The following is a 19930-nucleotide window of genomic DNA, read 5'->3' as shown; positions in this document are numbered from 1 at the left end:
AGATACAGGATTTAAAGATGGCAACTCTCACCAACCTGCTGGACTTCGATCCCGCGCAGCTCGTCGCTTACTGCGCCGAGTTGGGGGAGAAGCCATTCCGCGCCAAGCAGCTGCAGCGCTGGATCCACCAGTTCGGCGTGTCGAATTTCGACGACATGACCGACCTCGCCAAGTCGCTGCGCGAAAAACTGAAAACCCGTGCCGAAGTCCGCGCGCCGGCCATCATCAGCGATCACACCTCGAGCGACGGCACCCGCAAATGGCTGGTCGACGTCGGCAACGGCAACGCGGTCGAGACCGTGTTCATCCCGGAAGAGACGCGCGGCACGCTGTGCATCAGCACCCAGGCCGGCTGCGCCGTCAACTGCCGCTTCTGCTCGACCGGCAAGCAGGGCTTCAACCGCAACCTGACCGTGGCCGAGATCATCGGCCAGCTGTGGATGGCCGAGTTCGAGCTGCGCAAGACCAAGGGCATCGAAGGCGGTCCGAAAGGCGAGCGCCAGATCACCAACGTGGTGATGATGGGCATGGGCGAGCCGCTGCTGAACTTCGAGCCGACCGTCACCGCGCTCAAGCTGATGCTGGACGATAACGCCTACGGCCTGTCGCGCCGCCGCGTGACCGTCTCGACCTCGGGCGTGGTGCCGAACATGGACAAGCTGAGCCAGGAATGCGCGGTGGCGCTGGCCGTCTCGCTGCACGGCTCGAACGACCCGCTGCGCGACATGCTGGTCCCGCTGAACAAGAAATACCCGCTGCGCGAGCTGATGGCCGCGTGCAAGCGCTACCTGGCGTTCGCGCCGCGCGACTTCATCACCTTCGAATACTGCATGCTCGACGGCGTCAACGACACCGACGAGCACGCGCGCGAGCTGATCGCCCTGGTCAACGATCCGGTGGTCGGCGTCTCGTGCAAGTTCAACCTGATTCCGTTCAATCCCTTCCCGGAATCGGGCCTGGTGCGCTCGAAGAACCCGCGCATCAAGGCCTTCGCCCAGATCCTGATGGACGCGGGCCTGGTCACCACCATCCGCAAGACCCGCGGCGACGACATCGACGCCGCCTGCGGCCAGCTGGCAGGCGAGGTCAAGGACCGTACCCGCGTCAACGAGCGGATGAGCAAGATGGCGGAGTACCAGCAGAAGTTCGGTCCGAATTTCGGCAAGATCGTGGAGATCCCTTCTTGAAGCCGGTGCTGGCCGCATCCGTCAACGCGATTGCCGGCGCGCTTGCGCTGGCCCTGCTGGCCGGCTGCGCCGGAGCGGGCGGCGATGCGCCGCGCGAACTCAAGACGGCATCCGACCAGACCGCCGCGGAAAAGCGCGCCCAGATCCGCCTGCAGCTGGCGGTCGGCTATTACCAGGACCGCAAGTACGAGATCGCCCTCGACGAGGTCAAGCAGGCGATCGCCGCCGCGCCCGACTTTGCCGACGCCTACGGCTTCCGCGCCCTGATCTACACGGCGATGGGCGAGAACGCGCTGGCCGACGAGAACTACCGCCATGCCCTGCGCCTGGCGCCGCGCAATCCCGACCTGGCCAACAACTACGGCATGTTCCTGTGCGATGCCGGCGGCAGGCCCGACCAGGCGCTCGGCTTGTTCGAGTCGGCGCTGAAGAACCCGCAGTACCGCTCGCCGGCGAAAGCGCTGACGAATGCGGGTAACTGCAGTCTGAAACTGAAGAATACCGACACGGCCGAACGCTACCTGCTCGAGGCCCTGCGTTACGAACCCGAGCTGCCGGCCATCCAGGCCGGCCTGGCGAGGGTCTATTTCGAGCGGCGCGACTATACCCGCGCCGGGTTTTTCATCAACCGCCTGACGGACGCAGCGAAGCTCGAGTCGCTGTCGGCCGACGTGCTGTGGCTGGCCATCCGGGTCAAGCACATGCTGGGCGACCGGGCCACGGAAGCCACCCTCGCGGCGCAGCTGCGCAAGCGCTTCCCCGGCTCGGCCGAGTACGCAGCGTTCGAGCGCGGTGCATTTAACGAGTGAGATGACGACGATGAGTTCCGAGCGCGCAGAAGAGCCGACGACGCCCGCCAGCCAGCATGAGATCCCGGGCAAGGTGCTGGCCGCCCAGCGCGAAGCGATGGGTTGGACCGTGGAGCAGGTGGCCGACCAGCTGAAACTGGCCGTGCGCCAGGTGGTGGCGCTGGAGGCCGGCGATTACGCATCGCTGCCGAGCCCGGCCGTGACGCGCGGCTTCGTGCGCGCCTATGCCAAGCTGATGAAACTCGATCCGGCGCCGCTGGTCGCGCAGATCGCGATCGACACGCCGGCCCCGGCCGAAGCCAACCCGGCCGCGGTGCGCCGCCCGAGCCCGGCCTCGTTCTCGCAGGCGAAATTCCCCTCGCACGGCAAGCGTTCCTCGCTGCCGCTGGGCTGGATCGCCGGCGCCGTGGCGGTGGTCGCCGTCGCCGGCGCGGCCTGGCACTTCGGCCTGATCCCGGGCGGCCAGCGTGCCGAATCCGGCAGCGTGGCCAAGCCGGAAGCGGCGCATGGCGCTTCCGCCGACGCCGCCAGCGGCAGCTCGACCGAGACCCTGCAGAACCCGTCGGTGCCGCTGATCTCGGTGCCGGGCTCGGCGGGCAGCCAGGCCGAAGCGCCGGCCGCCGCGCCGGGCGCCGTCGTGAATGCGCCGGCCAGCACCGCCACCGGCGCGCCGCCGACCACCAGCTCGACCGCCCAGCTGAGCGCCCCGCCGGCCAACCCGGCGACCGTGCAGGCGGCGGCTGCCGCCCCGGCCAGCGGCGCCAACGCCCTGGTGCTGAACGTGCGCGAGGATGCCTGGATCGAAGTGCGTCCGGCCAAGGGCGGTACCCCGATGATCAAGCGCCTCGTCAAGGCTGGCAGTACCGAAACCGTGAACGTCGACCAGCCCGTGCGCGTGATCGTCGGCAACCCGGGCGCTGTCTCGGCCAGCCTGCGCGGCGCCCCGGTGGCGCTGCCGCTGGTGCCGGGCAAGACCTACTCCCTGGTTAACGTGCAATAAGCGTGCAATAAATTGCAATAACGGACTACACCGCAACATGACCACTACACATTCGCCCATTCCCTCCGGTCCGCTGGCGCGCCGCGCCAGCCGCAGCGTGCTGGTCCAGCACGGCGAGCGCAAGGTCTGGGTCGGCGGCGACGCCCCCGTCGTCGTGCAGTCGATGACGAATACCGATACCGCCGACGTGATCGGCACCGCGATCCAGGTCAAGGAGCTGGCGCGCGCCGGTTCCGAGATCGTGCGCATCACGGTCAACACGCCGGAAGCCGCGGCCGCCGTGCCGGCCATCCGCGAACAGCTCGACAAGATGGAGGTCGACGTCCCGCTGGTCGGCGATTTCCACTACAACGGCCACCTGCTGCTGCGCGACTATCCGGAATGTGCCCAGGCGCTGTCGAAGTACCGTATCAATCCGGGCAATGTGGGACAGGGCGCCAAGCGCGACACCCAGTTCGCCCAGATGATCGAAATCGCGATCAAGCACGACAAGCCGGTCCGTATCGGCGTCAACTGGGGCAGCCTGGACCAGTCGCTGCTGGCCCGCATCATGGACGAGAACGCCGCCCGCGCCCAGCCGTGGAGCGCCCAGGCCGTGATGTACGAAGCCCTGATCACTTCGGCGATCGAGAATGCCGTGCGCGCCGAAGAAATCGGCCTGGCGCGTGACAAGATCATCCTGTCGTGCAAGGTGTCGGGCGTGCAGGACCTGATCGCCGTCTACCGCGAACTCGGCAAGCGCTGCGACTACCCGCTGCACCTGGGCCTGACCGAGGCCGGCATGGGCAGCAAGGGCATCGTCGCCTCGACCGCGGCACTGTCCGTGCTGCTGCAGGAGGGCATCGGCGACACCATCCGCATCTCGCTGACCCCGGAACCGGGCGGCGACCGCACCAAGGAGGTGGTGGTGGGCCAGGAAATCCTGCAGACCATGGGCTTGCGCAAGTTCACCCCGATGGTGATCGCCTGCCCGGGTTGCGGCCGCACGACCTCGACGGTGTTCCAGGAACTGGCCGACAATATCCAGACCTTCCTGCGCGAGCAGATGCCGGAGTGGAAGAAGACCTATCCGGGCGTGGAAGCGATGAACGTGGCCGTGATGGGCTGCATCGTCAACGGTCCGGGCGAATCGAAGCACGCGAACATCGGCATCTCGCTGCCCGGCACCGGCGAGTCGCCGGCGGCGCCGGTCTTTGTGGATGGCCAAAAGGTCGCTACACTGCGGGGCGAGCGGATCGTGGATGAGTTCAAGACGATCGTGCTGAATTACGTGCAGAAGAATTATTCGAAGCAGGCTGAAACCATTTAACTGTCATTCCCGCTTTCGCGGGAAGGCGGGCCGGGCAGTGTCCGGCACGACAGTAACGGGAAATTGAAATGTCCGATAAAAAAGAAAAGATTGTCGCCATCAAAGGCATGAACGACATCCTCCCGGCCGACGCGCCGCTGTGGGAGCTGTTCGAAAACACCGTGGAATCCGTGCTGAAGAGCTACGGCTACCAGAAGATCGTCACCCCGATCGTCGAGGAAACCGGCCTGTTCGCGCGCGCCATCGGCGCCGTCACCGACATCGTCGAGAAGGAAATGTATTCCTTCGAAGACTCGATGAACGGCGACCAGCTGACCCTGCGCCCCGAAGGCACGGCCGGCGCGGTGCGCGCCGTGGTCGAGCACAACCTGGCCTACGACGGTCCGAAGCGCCTCTGGTACAAGGGCCCGATGTTCCGCCACGAGCGTCCGCAGCGCGGCCGCTACCGCCAGTTCTTCCAGTTCGGCGCGGAAGCGATCGGCTTTGCCGGCCCGGACATCGACGCCGAACTGATCATGCTGTGCCGCCGCGTCTGGGATGATCTCGGCCTGGACAACATCCGCCTCGAACTGAACTCGATCGGCAATGCGGAAGAGCGCCAGCGCCACCGCGCCGACCTGATCGCCTACTTCGAAGCCAATAGCGAACAACTGGACGCCGAGGCCCAGCGCCGCCTGCACGCCAACCCGCTGCGCATCCTCGACACCAAGAATCCGGCGATGCAGGACCTGGTCAATGCCGCGCCCAAGCTGATCGAATACCTGGGCGGCGAGTCGCTGGCCCATTTCGAAGGCCTGAAGAAGATCCTCGACGCCAACAACGTCCAGTACACCGTCAACCCGCGCCTGGTGCGCGGCCTGGATTACTACAACCGCACCGTGTTCGAGTGGGTCACCGACGAGCTGGGCGCCCAGGGCACCGTGTGCGCCGGCGGCCGCTACGATCCGCTGATCGAAATGGTGGGCGGCAAGCCGACCCCGGGCATCGGCTTCGCGATGGGCATGGAGCGCCTGATCGAGCTGATGAAGGGCCAGGGCGAGCCGGCCGCGCCGAGCCAGTGCGACGTCTACATGGTCCACCAGGGCGAGGAAGCGCAAATGAAGGCCTTCATCCTGGCCGAGCGCATCCGCGACGCCGGCCTGGACGTGGTCCTGCACTGCGCGACCGCGCAGGGCGCCGGCAGCTTCAAGAGCCAGATGAAGAAGGCCGACGCCTCGGGCGCGGCGTTCGCCGTGATCATCGGCGAGGACGAGGTCAAGAACGACGTGGTGGCGGTGAAGTCGCTGCGCGAAGCCGAGGGTGCTGCCCAGCAGACCAGCGTCGCCTTCGACGAGGCGGTCGATTTCATCGTCGACCAGGTCATCGGCGGCCACGATCACGATCACGACCACGTGCACTATCATCCGTAATCCACCCATCCATTAACCAAACACGAAACTGAGTCCATGGCATACGATCTCGAAGAACAGGAACAGATAGCCAATTTCAAGGCCTTCTGGAACCGCTTTGGCAACCTGATCAGCTGGGTGCTGATCATCGCGCTGGGCAGCTACGCCGGCTACAACTTCTGGAATTCGCACCAGCGCGGCAAGGCAGCCGAAGCCTCGGGCCTGTACGACCAGATGTTCGAGGCCGCCCAGGCCAACGACAATGCCAAGGTCCAGCGCATGGCCGCCGACATCGAAAGCAAGTACGACAGCACCGCCTACGCCCAGATGGCTGCGCTGGCCGCCGCCAAGACCGCTTTCGACGCCAACGACCTGAAGACCGCCAAGGCCCAGCTGCAGTGGGCGGTCGACCATGGCAACGACGAGTACAAGTCGATCGCGCGCCTGCGCCTGTCCGGCGTGCTGCTCGACGAGAAAGCCTATGACCAGGCGCTGACCCTGCTGAACGGCGACTTCCTGCCGCAGTTCGCCGCCGAGGTTGCGGACCGCAAGGGCGACGTGCTGGTGGCGCAGAACAAGCTGCCCGAAGCCCGCACCGCCTACCAGGCCGCGCTCGAGAAGATGGACAAGAAGCACCCGGGCCGCCAGATCGTGCAGATCAAGCTGGAGGCGATCGGTGGTGCTGTGCCGGCTGAGAAGGCCGCGGCATAAGAACCACGGTCATTCCCGACGTTTTAACGTGCGCCTTACCGCGCACACGTATTCGTAATTTGTACGTCCAAGAACAAGGCAAAAGAATATGCGTATTACCCGGAAGCTCGTAGGTGTCGGTGTCCTCGCCCTGATGACGGGCTGCTCGACGATCAGTTCCCTGAACCCGTTCGCATCCAAGCCGAAGGGCAACCTGCCGGCGCCGCTGGTCGACCTGAAAGGTTCGATGGCGGTGCGCACCGCCTGGAAGCTGGAAGTCGGCAAGTCCCGCAACTACCAGTTCAGCCCCGCGCTGGCCGGGAATACCGTGATCGCCGCCGGCGGCGACGGTACCCTCGTGCGTGCCGAAGCCGACAGCGGCCGCCAGCTGTGGCGCGTCAAGGCCGGCATGGAACTGACCGCCGGCGTCGGCACCGACGGCAACTACATCGTCGTCGGCGGCGACAAGGGCACGCTGATGGCCTTCGACATGGACGGCAAGCAGCTGTGGAAGGCCCAGCTGTCGAGCGAGATCCTGTCGTCGCCGGTGGTGGGGCAGGGCATCGTGGTGGCGCGCAGCATCGACAATCGCATCGTCGGCTACGACGCCGCGACCGGCCAGAAGAAATGGACCGTGCAGCGCACCTCGCCGCCGCTGACCCTGCGCCTGGCGCCGGGCATGGTGGTGCACGACAAGGATGTCATCGTCGCCCAGCCGGGCGGCAAGCTGCTGTCGCTGCTGCTGGCGACCGGCGCACCGCGCTGGGAAGTCGAAGTCGGCGTGGCGCGCGGCGCCACCGAACTGGAGCGCGTGACCGACATCGGCGGCTATCCGGCGGTGTTCGAGGGCGACGTCTGCGCCGTCTCCTACCAGGGGCGCGCCGGCTGCTGGGACCTGCTGAACGGCAGCCCGCGCTGGACCCGCGACCTCTCGTCGGAAGCCGGCGTGGCGGTCGACCAGCGCTTCCTGTTCGCCAGCGACGACAAGGGCGCCGTCTATGCCTTCAACCGCGACAGCGGCACCAGCGCATGGAAGAACGACAAGCTGGCCTTCCGCCGCCTCTCGACCCCGGTCTCCTACGGCCGCACGGTCGCAGTCGGCGACTATCAAGGCTACGTGCACTTCCTGTCGCGTGAGGACGGCGCCTTCCTGGCCCGTGCCGCCACCGACGGCAGTGCGATCAGTACGACTCCGCTGGTGGCGGGTTCGAACCTGATTTTTCAAACACAAAATGGAACTGTGACCGCCATCGCGGTCGAATAACAATTAAATGAAGCCGGTAATCGCACTCGTAGGACGTCCCAACGTCGGGAAGTCCACCTTATTCAACCGCATGACCCGCTCGCGCGATGCGCTGGTGGCGGACCTGCCGGGCCTGACGCGTGACCGTCACTACGGCGAGGGCCGCCTCGGCGAACGCCCCTTCCTGGTGATCGACACCGGCGGCTTCGAACCCGTCGCCAAGGAAGGCATCATGCACGAGATGGCGCTGCAGACGAAGCAGGCCGTGGCCGAAGCGGACATCGTGATGTTCATCGTCGACGGCCGCCAGGGCCTGACCCCGCACGACAAGACCATCACCGACTTCCTGCGCAAGTCCGGCCGCAAGGTCATGCTGGTGGTGAACAAGAGCGAGGGCATGAAGTACACCAGCGTCACCGCCGAGTTCTACGAGCTCGGCATGGGCGATCCCTACGTGATCTCGGCCGCCCACGGCGACGGCGTGCTCGACCTCGTCAACGAGGCGATCGACGAAGCCGCCACCCTGCGCCCGCAGGAAGAGGCGGAATTCGATCCGGCCGACTACGGCGTCAAGATCGCCCTGATCGGGCGCCCGAACGTCGGCAAGTCCACGCTGATCAACACCCTGGTCGGCGAGCAGCGCGTGATCGCCTTCGACATGCCGGGCACCACCCGCGATTCGATCGAAGTACCTTTCGAGAAGAACGGCAAGCACTATACGCTGATCGACACCGCCGGCATCCGCCGCCGCGGCAAGGTGTTCGAGGCGGTCGAGAAGTTCTCGGTCGTGAAGACCCTGCAGTCGATCTCGGAAGCCAACGTGGTCGTCCTGATGCTGGACGCGCAGGCGGACATCGCCGAGTCGGACGCCCACATCGCCGGCTTCATCCTCGAAACCGGGCGCGCGCTGGTGGTTGCCGTCAACAAGTGGGACGGCCTGACCTCCGACCAGCGCGACCAGGTCAAGAACGACATCGACCGCAAACTCGATTTCCTGTCCTTCGCCGAGACCAAGTTCATCTCGGCGCTCAAGGGCACCGGCATCAATCACCTGATGAAGGCGATCGATACCGCGTATGCCGCCGCCACCGCCAAGCTGTCGACGCCGCGCCTGACCCGCGCGCTGCAGGAAGCGGTCGAGAAGCAGGAGCCGAAGCGCAAGGGCAGCACCCGTCCGAAGATGCGCTATGCCCACCAGGGCGGCCAGAATCCGCCCATCATCGTCATCCACGGCAATGCCCTGGACGGCATCACCGAGCCGTACAAGCGCTATCTGGAGAAGCACTTCCGCGAGACTTTCGACCTGATCGGTACCCCGCTCAGGATCGAACTGCGCAGCGGCAAAAACCCCTTCGCCAAGGAGTGATCGATGCCGGGGGCATCGATCACGCTGGGCACACCGTGCCCACGCGTAGCGCATGTGATTTGCCGGCGTCACGCGTGGGCACCTGCTGCCCACCCTACCGGTTTTTAAGCCAGAATTAACCGTACGAGTACGACAGAAAACGGTAAAACAGGTTACAGTAGGCTTGGAAAAACATTCACAAAGTGAGAATGTTGGCCCAAGCACTTGAAAATCGGCATAGCGCCTCAATTTTTATACGACAACAACACCACGGAGCTGTTATGAGCAACAAAGGGCAACTGTTACAAGACCCATTCCTGAACGCCTTGCGCAAGGAGCACGTCCCCGTTTCGATCTATCTGGTCAACGGTATCAAGCTCCAGGGACACATCGAGTCCTTCGACCAGTATGTGGTTCTGCTCCGTAATACCGTCACCCAGATGGTCTACAAGCACGCCATTTCCACCGTCGTTCCCGCACGCGCCGTCAACCTCAACCTCGAACAAGACGCCGAGTGAGGTCGATGGCTGACGTGTCCGGCAACACCATGCGCGCAGCATTGGTCGGTATCGACTTTGGCCGTGGCGATTTCGCGGCCAGCCTGGAAGAACTGGCATTGCTGGCGCGTTCCGCCGGAGCGGATCCGATCACCACGATCACCGCAAAACGCAACAGTCCTGATCCAGCGCATTTCGTCGGCAGCGGCAAGGCCGACGAAATCGCCCAGGCCTGCCTGGCCGAGCGGATCGAGATCGTCATCTTCAACCACGCCCTGTCGCCCGCCCAGCAACGTAACCTGGAGCGCCGCCTCAATATCCGCGTGGTCGACCGTACCAGCCTCATCCTTGACATCTTCGCCCAGCGCGCCCAGAGCCACGAGGGCAAGCTGCAGGTCGAGCTGGCCCAGTTGCAGCACCTGGCCACGCGCCTGATCCGCGGCTGGACCCACCTGGAACGCCAGAAGGGCGGTATCGGCCTGCGCGGTCCCGGCGAAACCCAGCTCGAGACCGACCGCCGCCTGATCGGCGAGCGCGTCAAGATGCTGCGCACCCGCCTGTCCAAGCTGCGCAAGCAGCATGAAACCCAGCGCCGCTCGCGCGGACGCAACCAGACATTCTCGGTGTCGCTGGTCGGCTATACCAATGCCGGCAAGTCGACCCTGTTCAACACCCTGACCAAGGCCGGGGTGTACGTCGCGAACCAGCTGTTCGCGACCCTGGACACCACCAGCCGCCGCCTCTACCTGGGGCAGGAAACCGGCAACGTGGTGGTGTCCGACACGGTTGGTTTCGTGCGCGAACTGCCGCACCAACTGGTGGCCGCCTTCCGCGCCACCCTGGAAGAAACCATCCATGCCGACCTGCTGCTGCACGTGGTCGACGGCTCGTCACCGGTGCGGATGGAGCAGATCGAGCAGGTCAACGAGGTGCTGCGCGAAATCGGCGCAGACCACATCCCGCAGATCCTGGTCTGGAACAAGATCGATGCGGCCGGGCTCGAGCCCGGGGTGGAACGTGATGAATATGATAAAATCAGCCGCGTTTTTATCAGCGCCCATAGTGGCGCCGGCCTGGATCTGCTGCGCGACGCGATCGTCGAGGCGGCCAGACCCGAGCCCGGTGTGACGCATGCCGACGAGCAGGACGGCGACGATTCCGGCTTCGCGCACGAGGTGCAGCCCGGGACGGCTGAGAATATTCCGAATTCCACCCATGTGGGACCACACTAGCCTATGCTCGTTTCACTCTTCAAACGTCTCGGCATCACCCTGTCACTGAACGATCCCCGCTGGGGCCACAAACCCGGCGACGAACGCAAGATCCAGCAGGGTAAGAACCAGGGCAACGACGGTCCGCCCGATCTCGACCAGCTGTGGCGCGATTTCAATCAGCGCCTGAACCGCCTGTTCGGCAAGCGCGGCGGCGATGGTGGCGGCTATCGCCCGGATGCCCGGGGCGTCGGCGTCACCGCGACCGTGGTCGGCGCCATCCTGGTCCTGATCTGGCTCGCCAGCGGCGCCTTCATCGTGCCGGAAGGCCAGGTCGGCCTCGTCACCACCTTCGGCGAGCTGTCGCACAAGACCGGCGCCGGTTTCAACTGGCGCTGGCCGGCCCCGTTCCAGGCCCACCAGACGGTCAACGTGAGCCAGGTCCAGACCGTCGAAGTCGGCTACCGCGCGAACGTGCGCAACAAGCAGCTGAACGAAGCCCTGATGCTGACCGCGGACGAGAACCTGGTCGACGTCCAGTTCTCGGTGCAGTACAAGGTCACCGATCCGGTCGCCTGGGTGTTCAACAACAGCGACCAGGTCGAGACCATGCGCGATGCCGCCGAAACCGCCGTGCGCGAACTGGTCGGCCGCCGCAGCATGGATGCCGTGCTCGCCGAAAACCGCGACAAGCTGGCCGGCGAAGCGCGCGTCATGGTCGAGCAGATGCTGGAGCGCTACAAGATGGGCGCCGACGTCACCGGCGTGACCGTGCAGTCGCTGGCGGCGCCCGAGCAGGTGGCAAGCGCCTTCGAGGAAACCGTCAAGGCCCAGGAAGACCGGTCCCGTGCCCGCAGCGAAGCCCAGGCCTATGCCGACGACATCGTCCCGCAGGCCAAGGGCAAGGCGGAGCGCATGAAGCAGGATGCCGAAGCCTACCGCGCGACCACCGTGAACACGGCGGAAGGCAATGTCGCCCGCTTCAACCAGGTCGTGGCCGAATACGCGAAGGCGCCGGGCGTCACCCGCGACCGCATGTACATCGACACCATGCAGCAGATCTTCTCCAGCACCAGCAAGGTCATGATCGACGCCAAGACCTCGAACCAGATCTACCTGCCGCTCGACCGCATGCTGAACCAGTCGGTCGCCAACGAGCAGGCGATGGGCAGCCGTTCGGGCCCGGTCATGCCGGCGCCGCAGGGCGCCCAGGGCCAGCCGAACCAGGCGCAGCAGCCCCAGGCCCAGCAGCAGGCCCAGGGTCAGCAAGCGCCGCAGCCGCAGAACCCGCAACAGCAGGTCCAGGCCGTGCCCGCAACGGAGAACCACCCGCTGGAATCGGTGCGCAAGATCGATCCGCGCAGCCGCGATTCCTCGCGTGAAAGGGAGACCCGCTGATGAGCCGTCTGATTTCGATCGTGATCGGGGCGGCCATCGTCCTGAGCCTGCTCGCCTCGAGCTTCTTCGTGGTCGACCAGCACCGCTATGCCGTGGTCTATGCCCTCGGCGAGCTGCGCGAGGTGATCAAGGAGCCCGGCCTGCACTTCAAGCTGCCGTCGCCGCTCCAGACCGTGGTCTACCTCGACAAGCGCCTGCAGACCCTCGACACCGCCGACGGCGAACGCTTCGTGACGGCGGAGAAGAAGGACCTGCTGGTCGACGCCTTCGTCAAATGGCGCATCACGGATCCGCGCCAGTACCTGGGCGCGGTCGGCAGCGGCAACGCCGGACGCGGCGCCGAACGCGTGGCCCAGGTGGTGCAGGTGGCCATGAACGCCGAGATCGCCACCCGCAAGGTCGGCGAAGTCGTCTCCGGCCAGCGCCAGGAGCTGGCGAATGCCCTGCGCGAGCGCGTGGCCGCCAACAGCCGCCAGCTCGGCGTCGAGATCGTCGACCTGCGCCTCAAGCGCGTCGACTTCACCGCCCAGGTCAACAACGCGGTGTTCGAGCGCATGAAGGCCGAGCGCCTGCGCGTGGCCGCCGAGACCCGCTCGACCGGCACGGCCGAAGCCGAGCAGATCCGCGCCGACGCCGAACGCCAGCGCAGCGTGATCCTGGCCGAAGCCTTCCGCAACGCCGAAACCATCAGGGGCGAGGGCGATGCCAAGGCGAGCCAGATCTATGCCCAGTCCTTTGGCAAGAACCCCGAGTTCTACCGCTTCTACCGCTCGCTGGAGGCCTATCGCGCCACCTTCAAGAGCCGCAGCGACGTGCTGGTGCTGGATTCGAATTCCGAGTTCTTCAAGTATTTCCGCGGGCCCGGCGCGGGTAAATGACGTGTGGGCGTGGGCGCGGGGCGCCCACCCTACGCATACTGTAGGGTGGGCACCCCGTGCCCACGAAGCAACGTTAACAATCGCTCCACCCATCTTCCGCGCCAATCCCGGCCGGTTTTCGGTTAAAATCGTCGATTCGGCGCAGAATACGCGTGCAAAGCCGCGTGCTCCGTTGCCCTATCTTTAACGAACCCAATCGCTTTGCCCATGCCTACCTGGCTACTGCCCGAGAATATCGCCGACGTCTTGCCGTCCGAAGCGCGCAAGATCGAGGAACTGCGCCGCCTCATGCTCGACACCTTCCGCACCTATGGATACGAGCTGGTCATGCCGCCGATGCTCGAGTACGTCGAATCGCTGCTGGCCGGCGCAGGGCAGGACACCGACTCCAAGACCTTCAAGCTGGTCGATTCGATGAGCGGCCGCCTGCTCGGCCTGCGCGCCGACATGACGACCCAGGTCGCCCGCATCGACGCGCACCTCTTGAACAGGGATAGCGTCACCCGCCTGTGCTATGCCGGCACGGTGCTGCACACCCGCCCGTCCGGCTTGCACGCGACCCGTGAACAACTCCAGATCGGCGCCGAAATCTACGGCCACGCCGGCCTCGAAGCCGACGCCGAGATCCAGGAACTGGCCCTCGCCACGCTGGCGCTGGCCGGCTTCGAACAGCCGCGCCTGGACCTGTCGCACGCCGGCGTGCTGCGCGCGATCCTGGCCGAAGACCCGGCCGCCAAACGCGACGAGCAGCTGCTGCACGGCCTGCTGAAATCGAAGGACATGCCGGGCCTGGACGAAGCGACGCAGAACCATGCGCAAGCGACCCGCGCCGCCCTGATGGCGCTGCCGAACCTGTATGGCGACGTCGACGTGCTGACCCGTGCAAAAGAAGTGCTGCCGGCGCTGCCGGGCATCACCCGCGCGCTGGCCGAACTGGCGGCGCTGGCCGGCTGTGCGATCGGCCGCGCCCAGGTGGCGATCGACCTGGCCGACCTGCGCGGCTACCAGTACGAGAGCGGCGCCATGTTCGCGCTCTACGTGCCGGGCCTGCCGAATGCCGTCGCCCGCGGCGGCCGTTACGACCACGTCGGCGAAGCCTTCGGACGCGCGCGTCCGGCAACCGGCTTCTCTCTCGACCTGCGCGAGCTGGCGCGGCTGCTGCCGACCGCCGACCGCAAACACGCCATCCGTGCGCCGTGGGGCAATGCGCCCGAGCTGCGCGAAAAAATCGCTGAACTGCGCAAGGCAGGCGAAGTCGTGATCCAGTCCATGCCGGGTCATGAAAACGTACAGGACGAGTTCGAGTGCGACCGTGTGCTCGTCCTCGAACAAGGAAATTGGATTCTCAAAAACTTAGGTTAAGTGATGTCAAATACTGCTAAGAACGTCGTTGTCATCGGCACCCAATGGGGCGATGAGGGCAAGGGTAAGATCGTCGACTGGCTGACCGACCATGCCGCCGGCGTGGTGCGTTTCCAGGGTGGCCACAATGCCGGCCACACGCTGGTGATCAAGGGCCAGAAGACGGCACTCCAACTGATCCCGTCGGGCATCATGCGCGAAGGCGTGGCCTGCTACATCGGCAACGGCGTCGTGGTCTCGGTACCGGACGTGATGCGCGAGATCGACAAGCTGGAAGCTGCCGGCGTCGAAGTCGCTTCGCGCCTGAAGATCTCGGAAGCCTGCCCGGTCATCCTGCCTTACCACGTCGCCATCGACGTCGCCCGTGAAGCGGCCCGCGGCGTCAACAAGATCGGCACCACCGGCAAGGGCATCGGCCCGGCCTACGAAGACAAGGTGGCACGCCGCGCGATCCGTATCGCCGACATGCTGAACGAGACCCGCTTCGCCGAAAAGCTGCGCGAGAACCTGGACTACCACAATTTCGTGCTGACCGGTTACCTGAAATCCCAGGCAATCGACTTCCAGAAGACCTTCGACGACGCGATGGCCCTGGTGCCGCGCCTGCGTCCGATGGTCGGCGACGTCAGCTCGGCCCTGTACGCAGCCCACAAGGCCGGCGGCCACCTGTTGTTCGAAGGCGCGCAAGGCTCGCTGCTGGACGTCGACCACGGCACCTATCCGTTCGTGACCTCGTCGAACTGCGTGGCCGGCAACGCTGCCGCCGGTTCGGGCGTGGGTCCGGGCATGCTGCACTACATCATGGGCATCACCAAGGCCTACACCACCCGCGTGGGTTCGGGCCCGTTCCCGTCCGAACTGCCGACCGACGCCGGCGTCGGCGAGCACCTGTCGCGCGTGGGCCACGAGTTCGGCACCGTGACCGGCCGTGCGCGCCGCTGCGGCTGGTTCGATGCCGCGCTGCTGCGCCGCTCGGTCCAGATCAACGGCGTGACCGGCATGTGCCTGACCAAGCTCGACGTCCTGGACGGCATCGAGTCCCTGAAGCTGTGCACCGGCTACAAGATCGACGGCCGTGACGTCGACATCTTCCCGGTCGGCGCGGAAGAGGCGGCCGCCTGCGTGCCGGTCTACGAAGAGATGCCGGGCTGGAAGGAAAGCACTGTCGGCGCCAAGTCCATGGACGAGCTGCCGGCCGCTGCCCGCGCTTACATCAAGCGCATCGAAGAGCTGGTCGGTGTTCCTGTCGATATGGTGTCGACCGGTCCGGACCGTGAAGAAACCATCGTGCTGCGTCACCCGTTTGCCGCATAAGAACAATAGGAATTACCAAAGCTATGAATACTCCTGCATCGACCGACAAGGATCTGTGGGTCTCCTGGGATGAGTACAACCGCCTGGTCGAGCGCCTGGCGCTGAAGGTCTACGAATCGAACTGGAAGTTCGACATGGTCCTGTGCCTGGCGCGCGGCGGCGTGCGTCCCGGCGACGTGATCTCGCGCATCTTCGACGTGCCGCTGGCGATCCTGTCGACCAGCTCCTACCGCGAAGAATCCGGCAAGAAGCAGGGCGACCTGGACATCGCCAAGTACATGACGATGACCAAGGGTCCGCTGGCCGGCAAGATCCTGCTGGTCGATGACCTGGCCGACTCCGGCGTGACCCTGGCAAAAGTGAGCGAGCACCTGACCGCCAACTACCCGGACGTCACCGAAGTGCGTTCGGCCGTCATCTGGGTCAAGGGCACCTCGTCGCTGGTTCCGGACTACCACCTGGAAGACCTGCCGCACAACCCGTGGATCCACCAGCCGTTCGAAGACTACGATGGCCTGCGTCCGCACCAGCTGTCGGCGTGGATGAAGAAGTTCGAGAAGAACTGAAGACGACGGCGCTCTCGCGCCTTTTAGTCGTCGCCCCCGCGCAGGCGGGGGGCCAAGCTGAATCGGGGCCGCGCGCCCCGATTTTTTTGCCCGTCTTCATGTAAGCTTCATCCATAAAAAATGGAGACGACGATGAAGACGAGCACCAAGCTGCGCACCCTGGCGCTGGCCGTGGCGATCACATGCGCCACCCACCCCGCACTGGCCGCCGACGAGCGCGCCCCGGCCCCGGTATCCGCCTCCGGCATCCCCGCCTTCAGCGAGGAGATGCTGAATCCCGATTTCTGGATCCACCGCCTGCTGGAACCGGACATGGTGCTGCTGAACGCGCGCCAGGCGGCGGCCAAACGGACGCAAGCCTTCGCGCCGGGCGGCGGCTTCATCGACCTGCAGCGCCTGCCGGCGACCCTGGAACGCGCCCAGGTGGCCGACTGGCTGACGCAGGCCGAGCAGGCGACGCCGGTCAAGATTGCGGTCGACGAGGACGGCAAGCCGGTCGGCGCGGCGACCCTGGACGCCGTCCGCAGGAACGGCGCGCCGGAACGGATCGCGGCATCGGCGCCGGCCCGCTACGGCCTCAGCGTGCGCCGCGCCCAACTGCGCACGATGCCGGCCGAACGCAACTTCTACCCGGCCGCCGACAACCGCGATTATGAAAGCCTGCAGGCCGGCGTCCTCTTCCCGGGCGAGCCGGTCCTGATCGCCCACCAGAGCCTTGATCGCAACTGGCTGCTGGTGATGTCGACCCAGGGCCCGGCCTGGGTGAGAAGCAAGGACATCGCCGAAGGCGCGCGCGACGCCGTGTTCGGCTATGCCACCCGTGCCCCGGGCCGGGTCGTCACCGGCGACCAGGTGCGCACCGTGTTCACGCCGGAAGCGCCCGAGGTGTCGGAAGTGCTGCTGGACATGGGTACGGCGCTGCCGGCCGCCGATGTGCCGCCCGGCGAACCGGTGAACGGCGCCAGCCCCTACGCGTCCTGGCCCTTGCTGCTGCCGGTGCGCGGGCAGGGCGGGGCGCTCGAATTCAGGCCGGCCCTGCTGCGCCGCAGTGCGGACAGCGCGCCCGGCTACCTGCCGGTCACCCGCGCCAACATCATCCGCCAGGCCTTCAAACTGCTCGGCGAGCGTTACGGCTGGGGCCACCAGTTCAATGCGCGCGACTGCAGCGGCCTGACCGGCGAGGTCTACCGCAGCATGGGCCTGTACCTGCCGCCCAGCTCCGCCCTGCAGGGCAGCATGCCGTTGTTCCAGCACCGGACTTTTACCGACAAGGACAGCCATGAGGACCGCGTGCGCGCCCTGGCCGAGGCCCAGGTGGGCGACCTGGTGGTCGTCCCCGGCCACGTGCTGATGATCATCGGCCACGTGAACGGCGAGCCCTATGTGATCCAGGACGTGCCTTACGCGGTGTTCAGGGATCCGGCCGGCGGCCAGGTTCGCAAGACGAAACTGAACCAGGTGTCGGTCACGCCGCTGCTGCCGCTGTATGCGGACGAGCGGACCTTGTACGTGGATGCGATGACGAGCCTGGTGCAGCCGACGCGGCCCTGAGGCCGCCGGTCACCAGGCCGGGGCGTGGGCTTACTTGCTGGCCGTCGCCAGGTACTGCACGACCGCCTTCAGCGCCGCCTCGTCCGGAATGCCGGAGAAGGGCATGCGGTTGCCCGGCACTTTTTCCTGCGGCGCGCGCAAGAATTCGGTCAGGCTCTTTTCGTCCCAGGTGATGCCGCTGCGTTTCATCGGACCCGAGAAGCGGAAGCCAGGCTCAAGGCCGGCGGTACGGCCGACGATGTTGTGCAGGTCCGGGCCGACGCCGTTCTCGCCGGCTTTCAGCGAGTGGCAGGCGGCGCAGGTTTCGAAGGTCTTCTTGCCGAGGTCGTCGGCGGCCTGGGCGTGCAGGGAGAAGGCGGCGAGGGCCGCGAACGTGATTGCAGACGAATTGACGAACTTAGGCATCGATGAGCTTTCCTGGATTCTTGACGTAGACTTTCTTGATGATATCGGCTGCCATGTAGGCGATCGCGCCGACGGGACCGGTCGGGTTGTAGGCCGAGTTGTGCGGGAACAGCGAGGCGCCCATGATGAACAGGTTGTCGACGTCCCACACCTGGCCATATTTGTTCGTGACCGAGTTGCCCGGATTCGTGCCCATGATGGTGCCGCCCGTGTTGTGGGTGCTCTGGTACACGGTCGCGTTCCACGAATTGCGCGGCGCCGCCTTGTTCAGGTGAGCAGGGCTCATTGCCTGTGCAATCTTGTTGATGACCTCGGCCGAGTGCGCCGAAATTTTGCGCTCGTTGTCCTTGTAGTCGAAGGTCATGCGCATCAGCGGCATGCCGAGGCGGTTGCGGTAGGTCGGGTCGAGGTCGAGGAAGTTGCCGCGGTTCGGCATCACGCTGCCGGCGGCCGCGATGTTCATCGCGCGCTCGTACCACTTGGCGGTTTCCTCTTTCCACTTGTTGCCCCAGGCTGGCGTACCGCCTGGCACCGGGTGCCATTGGATCGGACGGCCGCCATACTGCACGGTGCCGATGATCGAACCGCCGATGTAGCCGAAGGGCGTGCGGTCGAAGTCCCAGTTGGCGTTGAAGTCGTCGATCAGGGTGCTGGTGCCGCCCGCCGACATGTAAGGGTGGAACAGCTTGTCTTCGAAGAACAGCGTGGCGCTGGCGCCGGTCTGGTAGCAGTAATTCTTGCCGATCAGGCCTTTGCCGGTGGCCGGGTCGTAGACCTGGCCGATGCCGGAGACCAGCATCAGGTGGACATTATTCAGCGCGTAGGCAGTCAGCACGACCATCTTGGCTGGCTGGAAGACTTCTTCGCCGTTCGCCAGGTTGACGTAGGTGACGCCGGTCGCTTTCCTGCCCGAGGCGTCGCGCTCGATGCGGGTGACCCAGGCGTTGGTGCGCAGCTCGAAGGTATTCTGCTTCAGGGCGGCCGGCAGCACGGTCATGTGGGCGCCGCCCTTGGCGTTCGATTCGCAGCCGAAGCGCTCGCAGTGGCCGCAGTACTGGCATTCGCCGAACTTGGCGCCGTCGGGGTTGGTATAGGCGCGCGAGGTGTTCGCGGTCGGGCGCGGGAAGGGGTGGTAACCCATCTTCCTGGCCGTATCTTCGAACAGCTCGCCGGCCAGGGTCTGTTCGACCGGCGGCAGCGGATAGTCGTTCGATCGCGGCGCTTCGAAGACGTTGCCGCCGGCGATCTTCTTGCCCTTGATGTTGCCCGCCTTGCCGGAGATGCCGGCAACCTTCTCGAACTTGTCGTAGTACTTCTCCAGTTCCTTGTAGCTGATGCCCCAGTCCTGGATCGTCATGTCTTCGGGAATGTACTTCTTGCCGTACTTGTCCTCGTAGCGCGAACGGATCTTGAACTCGTCGTCGGTCCAGCGCCAGGTATGGCCGTTCCAGTGCGTCGATGCGCCGCCGACGCCGGTACCCATCAGGTAGGATCCGAGGCGGCGATAGGGAAGCGCGGTTTCCCCGGCGTGGTTGCGGATGGTTTCGGTCTGGTCGGTCGTGTTGACCATCATGCCGTTGCGGATGCCCAGCGACAGTTCGTCGCGCATGCGCGGCACGGTAAAGTCTTCCGACGAGGCCTGCGGGCCGCCCCGCTCGAGGCATACCACGGTCATGCCTGCTTCGGACAATTCCTTGCCCAGGATGCCGCCGGTCCAGCCGGCGCCGACCAGCACGACATCCACTTCATTCATTTTCTTCATTGCGGTTCCGTTGGT

Annotated in this window: 18 protein-coding genes; 16 read left to right on the top strand and 2 right to left on the bottom strand. The window is 65.5% G+C overall.

The genetic code is table 11. From position 1 onward, the window contains the following. Positions 1-17: 17 nt before the first annotated feature. The 16 genes from rlmN (at position 18) to AC1DOP_RS10800 (ending at position 17748) form a co-directional block, all read left to right on the top strand. Entirely contained in the window at positions 18-1187 is a 1170-nt protein-coding gene (gene rlmN, locus AC1DOP_RS10875; RefSeq protein WP_442121889.1) for a dual-specificity RNA methyltransferase RlmN, read from the top strand. Next, positions 1184-1996 carry a type IV pilus biogenesis/stability protein PilW gene (gene pilW, locus AC1DOP_RS10870; protein WP_477251051.1) on the top strand — a complete coding sequence of 271 codons (813 nt, stop codon included), beginning with the start codon at positions 1184-1186 and terminating at the stop codon, positions 1994-1996. The genes rlmN and pilW overlap by 4 nt, the downstream gene beginning before the upstream one ends. 1 nt (position 1997) lies before the next feature. Next, complete coding sequence (locus AC1DOP_RS10865; protein ID WP_477251049.1) at positions 1998-2996, top strand: RodZ domain-containing protein; 999 nt, start codon at positions 1998-2000, stop codon at positions 2994-2996. A gap of 37 nt (positions 2997-3033) precedes the next feature. Further along, the gene (ispG, locus tag AC1DOP_RS10860; RefSeq protein ID WP_442121886.1) at positions 3034-4305 is read left to right on the top strand and encodes a flavodoxin-dependent (E)-4-hydroxy-3-methylbut-2-enyl-diphosphate synthase; all 1272 of its coding nucleotides are present in this window, start codon (positions 3034-3036) and stop codon (positions 4303-4305) included. A 68-nt stretch (positions 4306-4373) separates the two neighbouring features. Next, a complete protein-coding gene (gene hisS / locus AC1DOP_RS10855) occupies positions 4374-5714 on the top strand; it encodes a histidine--tRNA ligase (protein WP_477251047.1) in 1341 nt (446 codons plus the stop codon). Between the two features lie 36 nt (positions 5715-5750). Then, positions 5751-6404 (top strand): YfgM family protein, encoded by a 654-nt coding sequence (locus AC1DOP_RS10850; RefSeq protein WP_442121884.1) that lies wholly within the window; start codon positions 5751-5753, stop codon positions 6402-6404. 88 nt (positions 6405-6492) lie between these two features. Continuing rightward, a complete protein-coding gene (gene bamB / locus AC1DOP_RS10845) occupies positions 6493-7647 on the top strand; it encodes an outer membrane protein assembly factor BamB (protein ID WP_442121883.1) in 1155 nt (384 codons plus the stop codon). Between the two features lie 7 nt (positions 7648-7654). Continuing rightward, a complete protein-coding gene (gene der, locus AC1DOP_RS10840) occupies positions 7655-8992 on the top strand; it encodes a ribosome biogenesis GTPase Der (RefSeq protein ID WP_442121882.1) in 1338 nt (445 codons plus the stop codon). 260 nt (positions 8993-9252) lie between these two features. Further along, positions 9253-9489, top strand: a complete 237-nt coding sequence (hfq, locus tag AC1DOP_RS10835) for an RNA chaperone Hfq (protein WP_036168820.1) — start codon at positions 9253-9255, stop codon at positions 9487-9489. Between the two features lie 29 nt (positions 9490-9518). Continuing rightward, entirely contained in the window at positions 9519-10700 is a 1182-nt protein-coding gene (gene hflX, locus AC1DOP_RS10830; protein WP_477251139.1) for a GTPase HflX, read from the top strand. Between the two features lie 3 nt (positions 10701-10703). Continuing rightward, positions 10704-12077 carry an FtsH protease activity modulator HflK gene (gene hflK, locus AC1DOP_RS10825; protein WP_442121881.1) on the top strand — a complete coding sequence of 458 codons (1374 nt, stop codon included), beginning with the start codon at positions 10704-10706 and terminating at the stop codon, positions 12075-12077. Continuing rightward, entirely contained in the window at positions 12077-12955 is an 879-nt protein-coding gene (gene hflC / locus AC1DOP_RS10820) for a protease modulator HflC (RefSeq protein WP_477251043.1), read from the top strand. The genes hflK and hflC overlap by 1 nt, the downstream gene beginning before the upstream one ends. A gap of 207 nt (positions 12956-13162) precedes the next feature. Next, positions 13163-14317 (top strand): ATP phosphoribosyltransferase regulatory subunit, encoded by a 1155-nt coding sequence (locus tag AC1DOP_RS10815; protein WP_442121879.1) that lies wholly within the window; start codon positions 13163-13165, stop codon positions 14315-14317. 3 nt (positions 14318-14320) lie between these two features. Then, positions 14321-15631 carry an adenylosuccinate synthase gene (locus AC1DOP_RS10810; protein ID WP_442121878.1) on the top strand — a complete coding sequence of 437 codons (1311 nt, stop codon included), beginning with the start codon at positions 14321-14323 and terminating at the stop codon, positions 15629-15631. Between the two features lie 23 nt (positions 15632-15654). Further along, a complete protein-coding gene (locus AC1DOP_RS10805) occupies positions 15655-16197 on the top strand; it encodes a phosphoribosyltransferase (protein WP_442121877.1) in 543 nt (180 codons plus the stop codon). Between the two features lie 132 nt (positions 16198-16329). Continuing rightward, on the top strand, positions 16330-17748 hold the full coding sequence (locus AC1DOP_RS10800) for an SH3 domain-containing protein (protein WP_477251040.1): 1419 nt from the start codon (positions 16330-16332) through the stop codon (positions 17746-17748). 30 nt (positions 17749-17778) lie between these two features. On the opposite strand, the gene AC1DOP_RS10795 is transcribed toward AC1DOP_RS10800, so the two are convergent. Together AC1DOP_RS10795 and AC1DOP_RS10790 are read right to left on the bottom strand one after the other, a co-directional pair. Then, the gene (locus AC1DOP_RS10795) at positions 17779-18153 is read right to left on the bottom strand and encodes a c-type cytochrome (RefSeq protein ID WP_477251038.1); all 375 of its coding nucleotides are present in this window, start codon (positions 18151-18153) and stop codon (positions 17779-17781) included. After that, positions 18146-19915 (bottom strand): GMC family oxidoreductase, encoded by a 1770-nt coding sequence (locus tag AC1DOP_RS10790; protein WP_442121874.1) that lies wholly within the window; start codon positions 19913-19915, stop codon positions 18146-18148. Before AC1DOP_RS10790 ends, AC1DOP_RS10795 begins: the two co-directional genes overlap by 8 nt. Positions 19916-19930 lie beyond the last annotated feature (15 nt).

The organism is Massilia sp. 01N410 (assembly GCF_056399665.1).
Note: the sequence above shows the minus strand (reverse complement) of the source record. Positions and strands in the feature narration are given on the sequence as shown.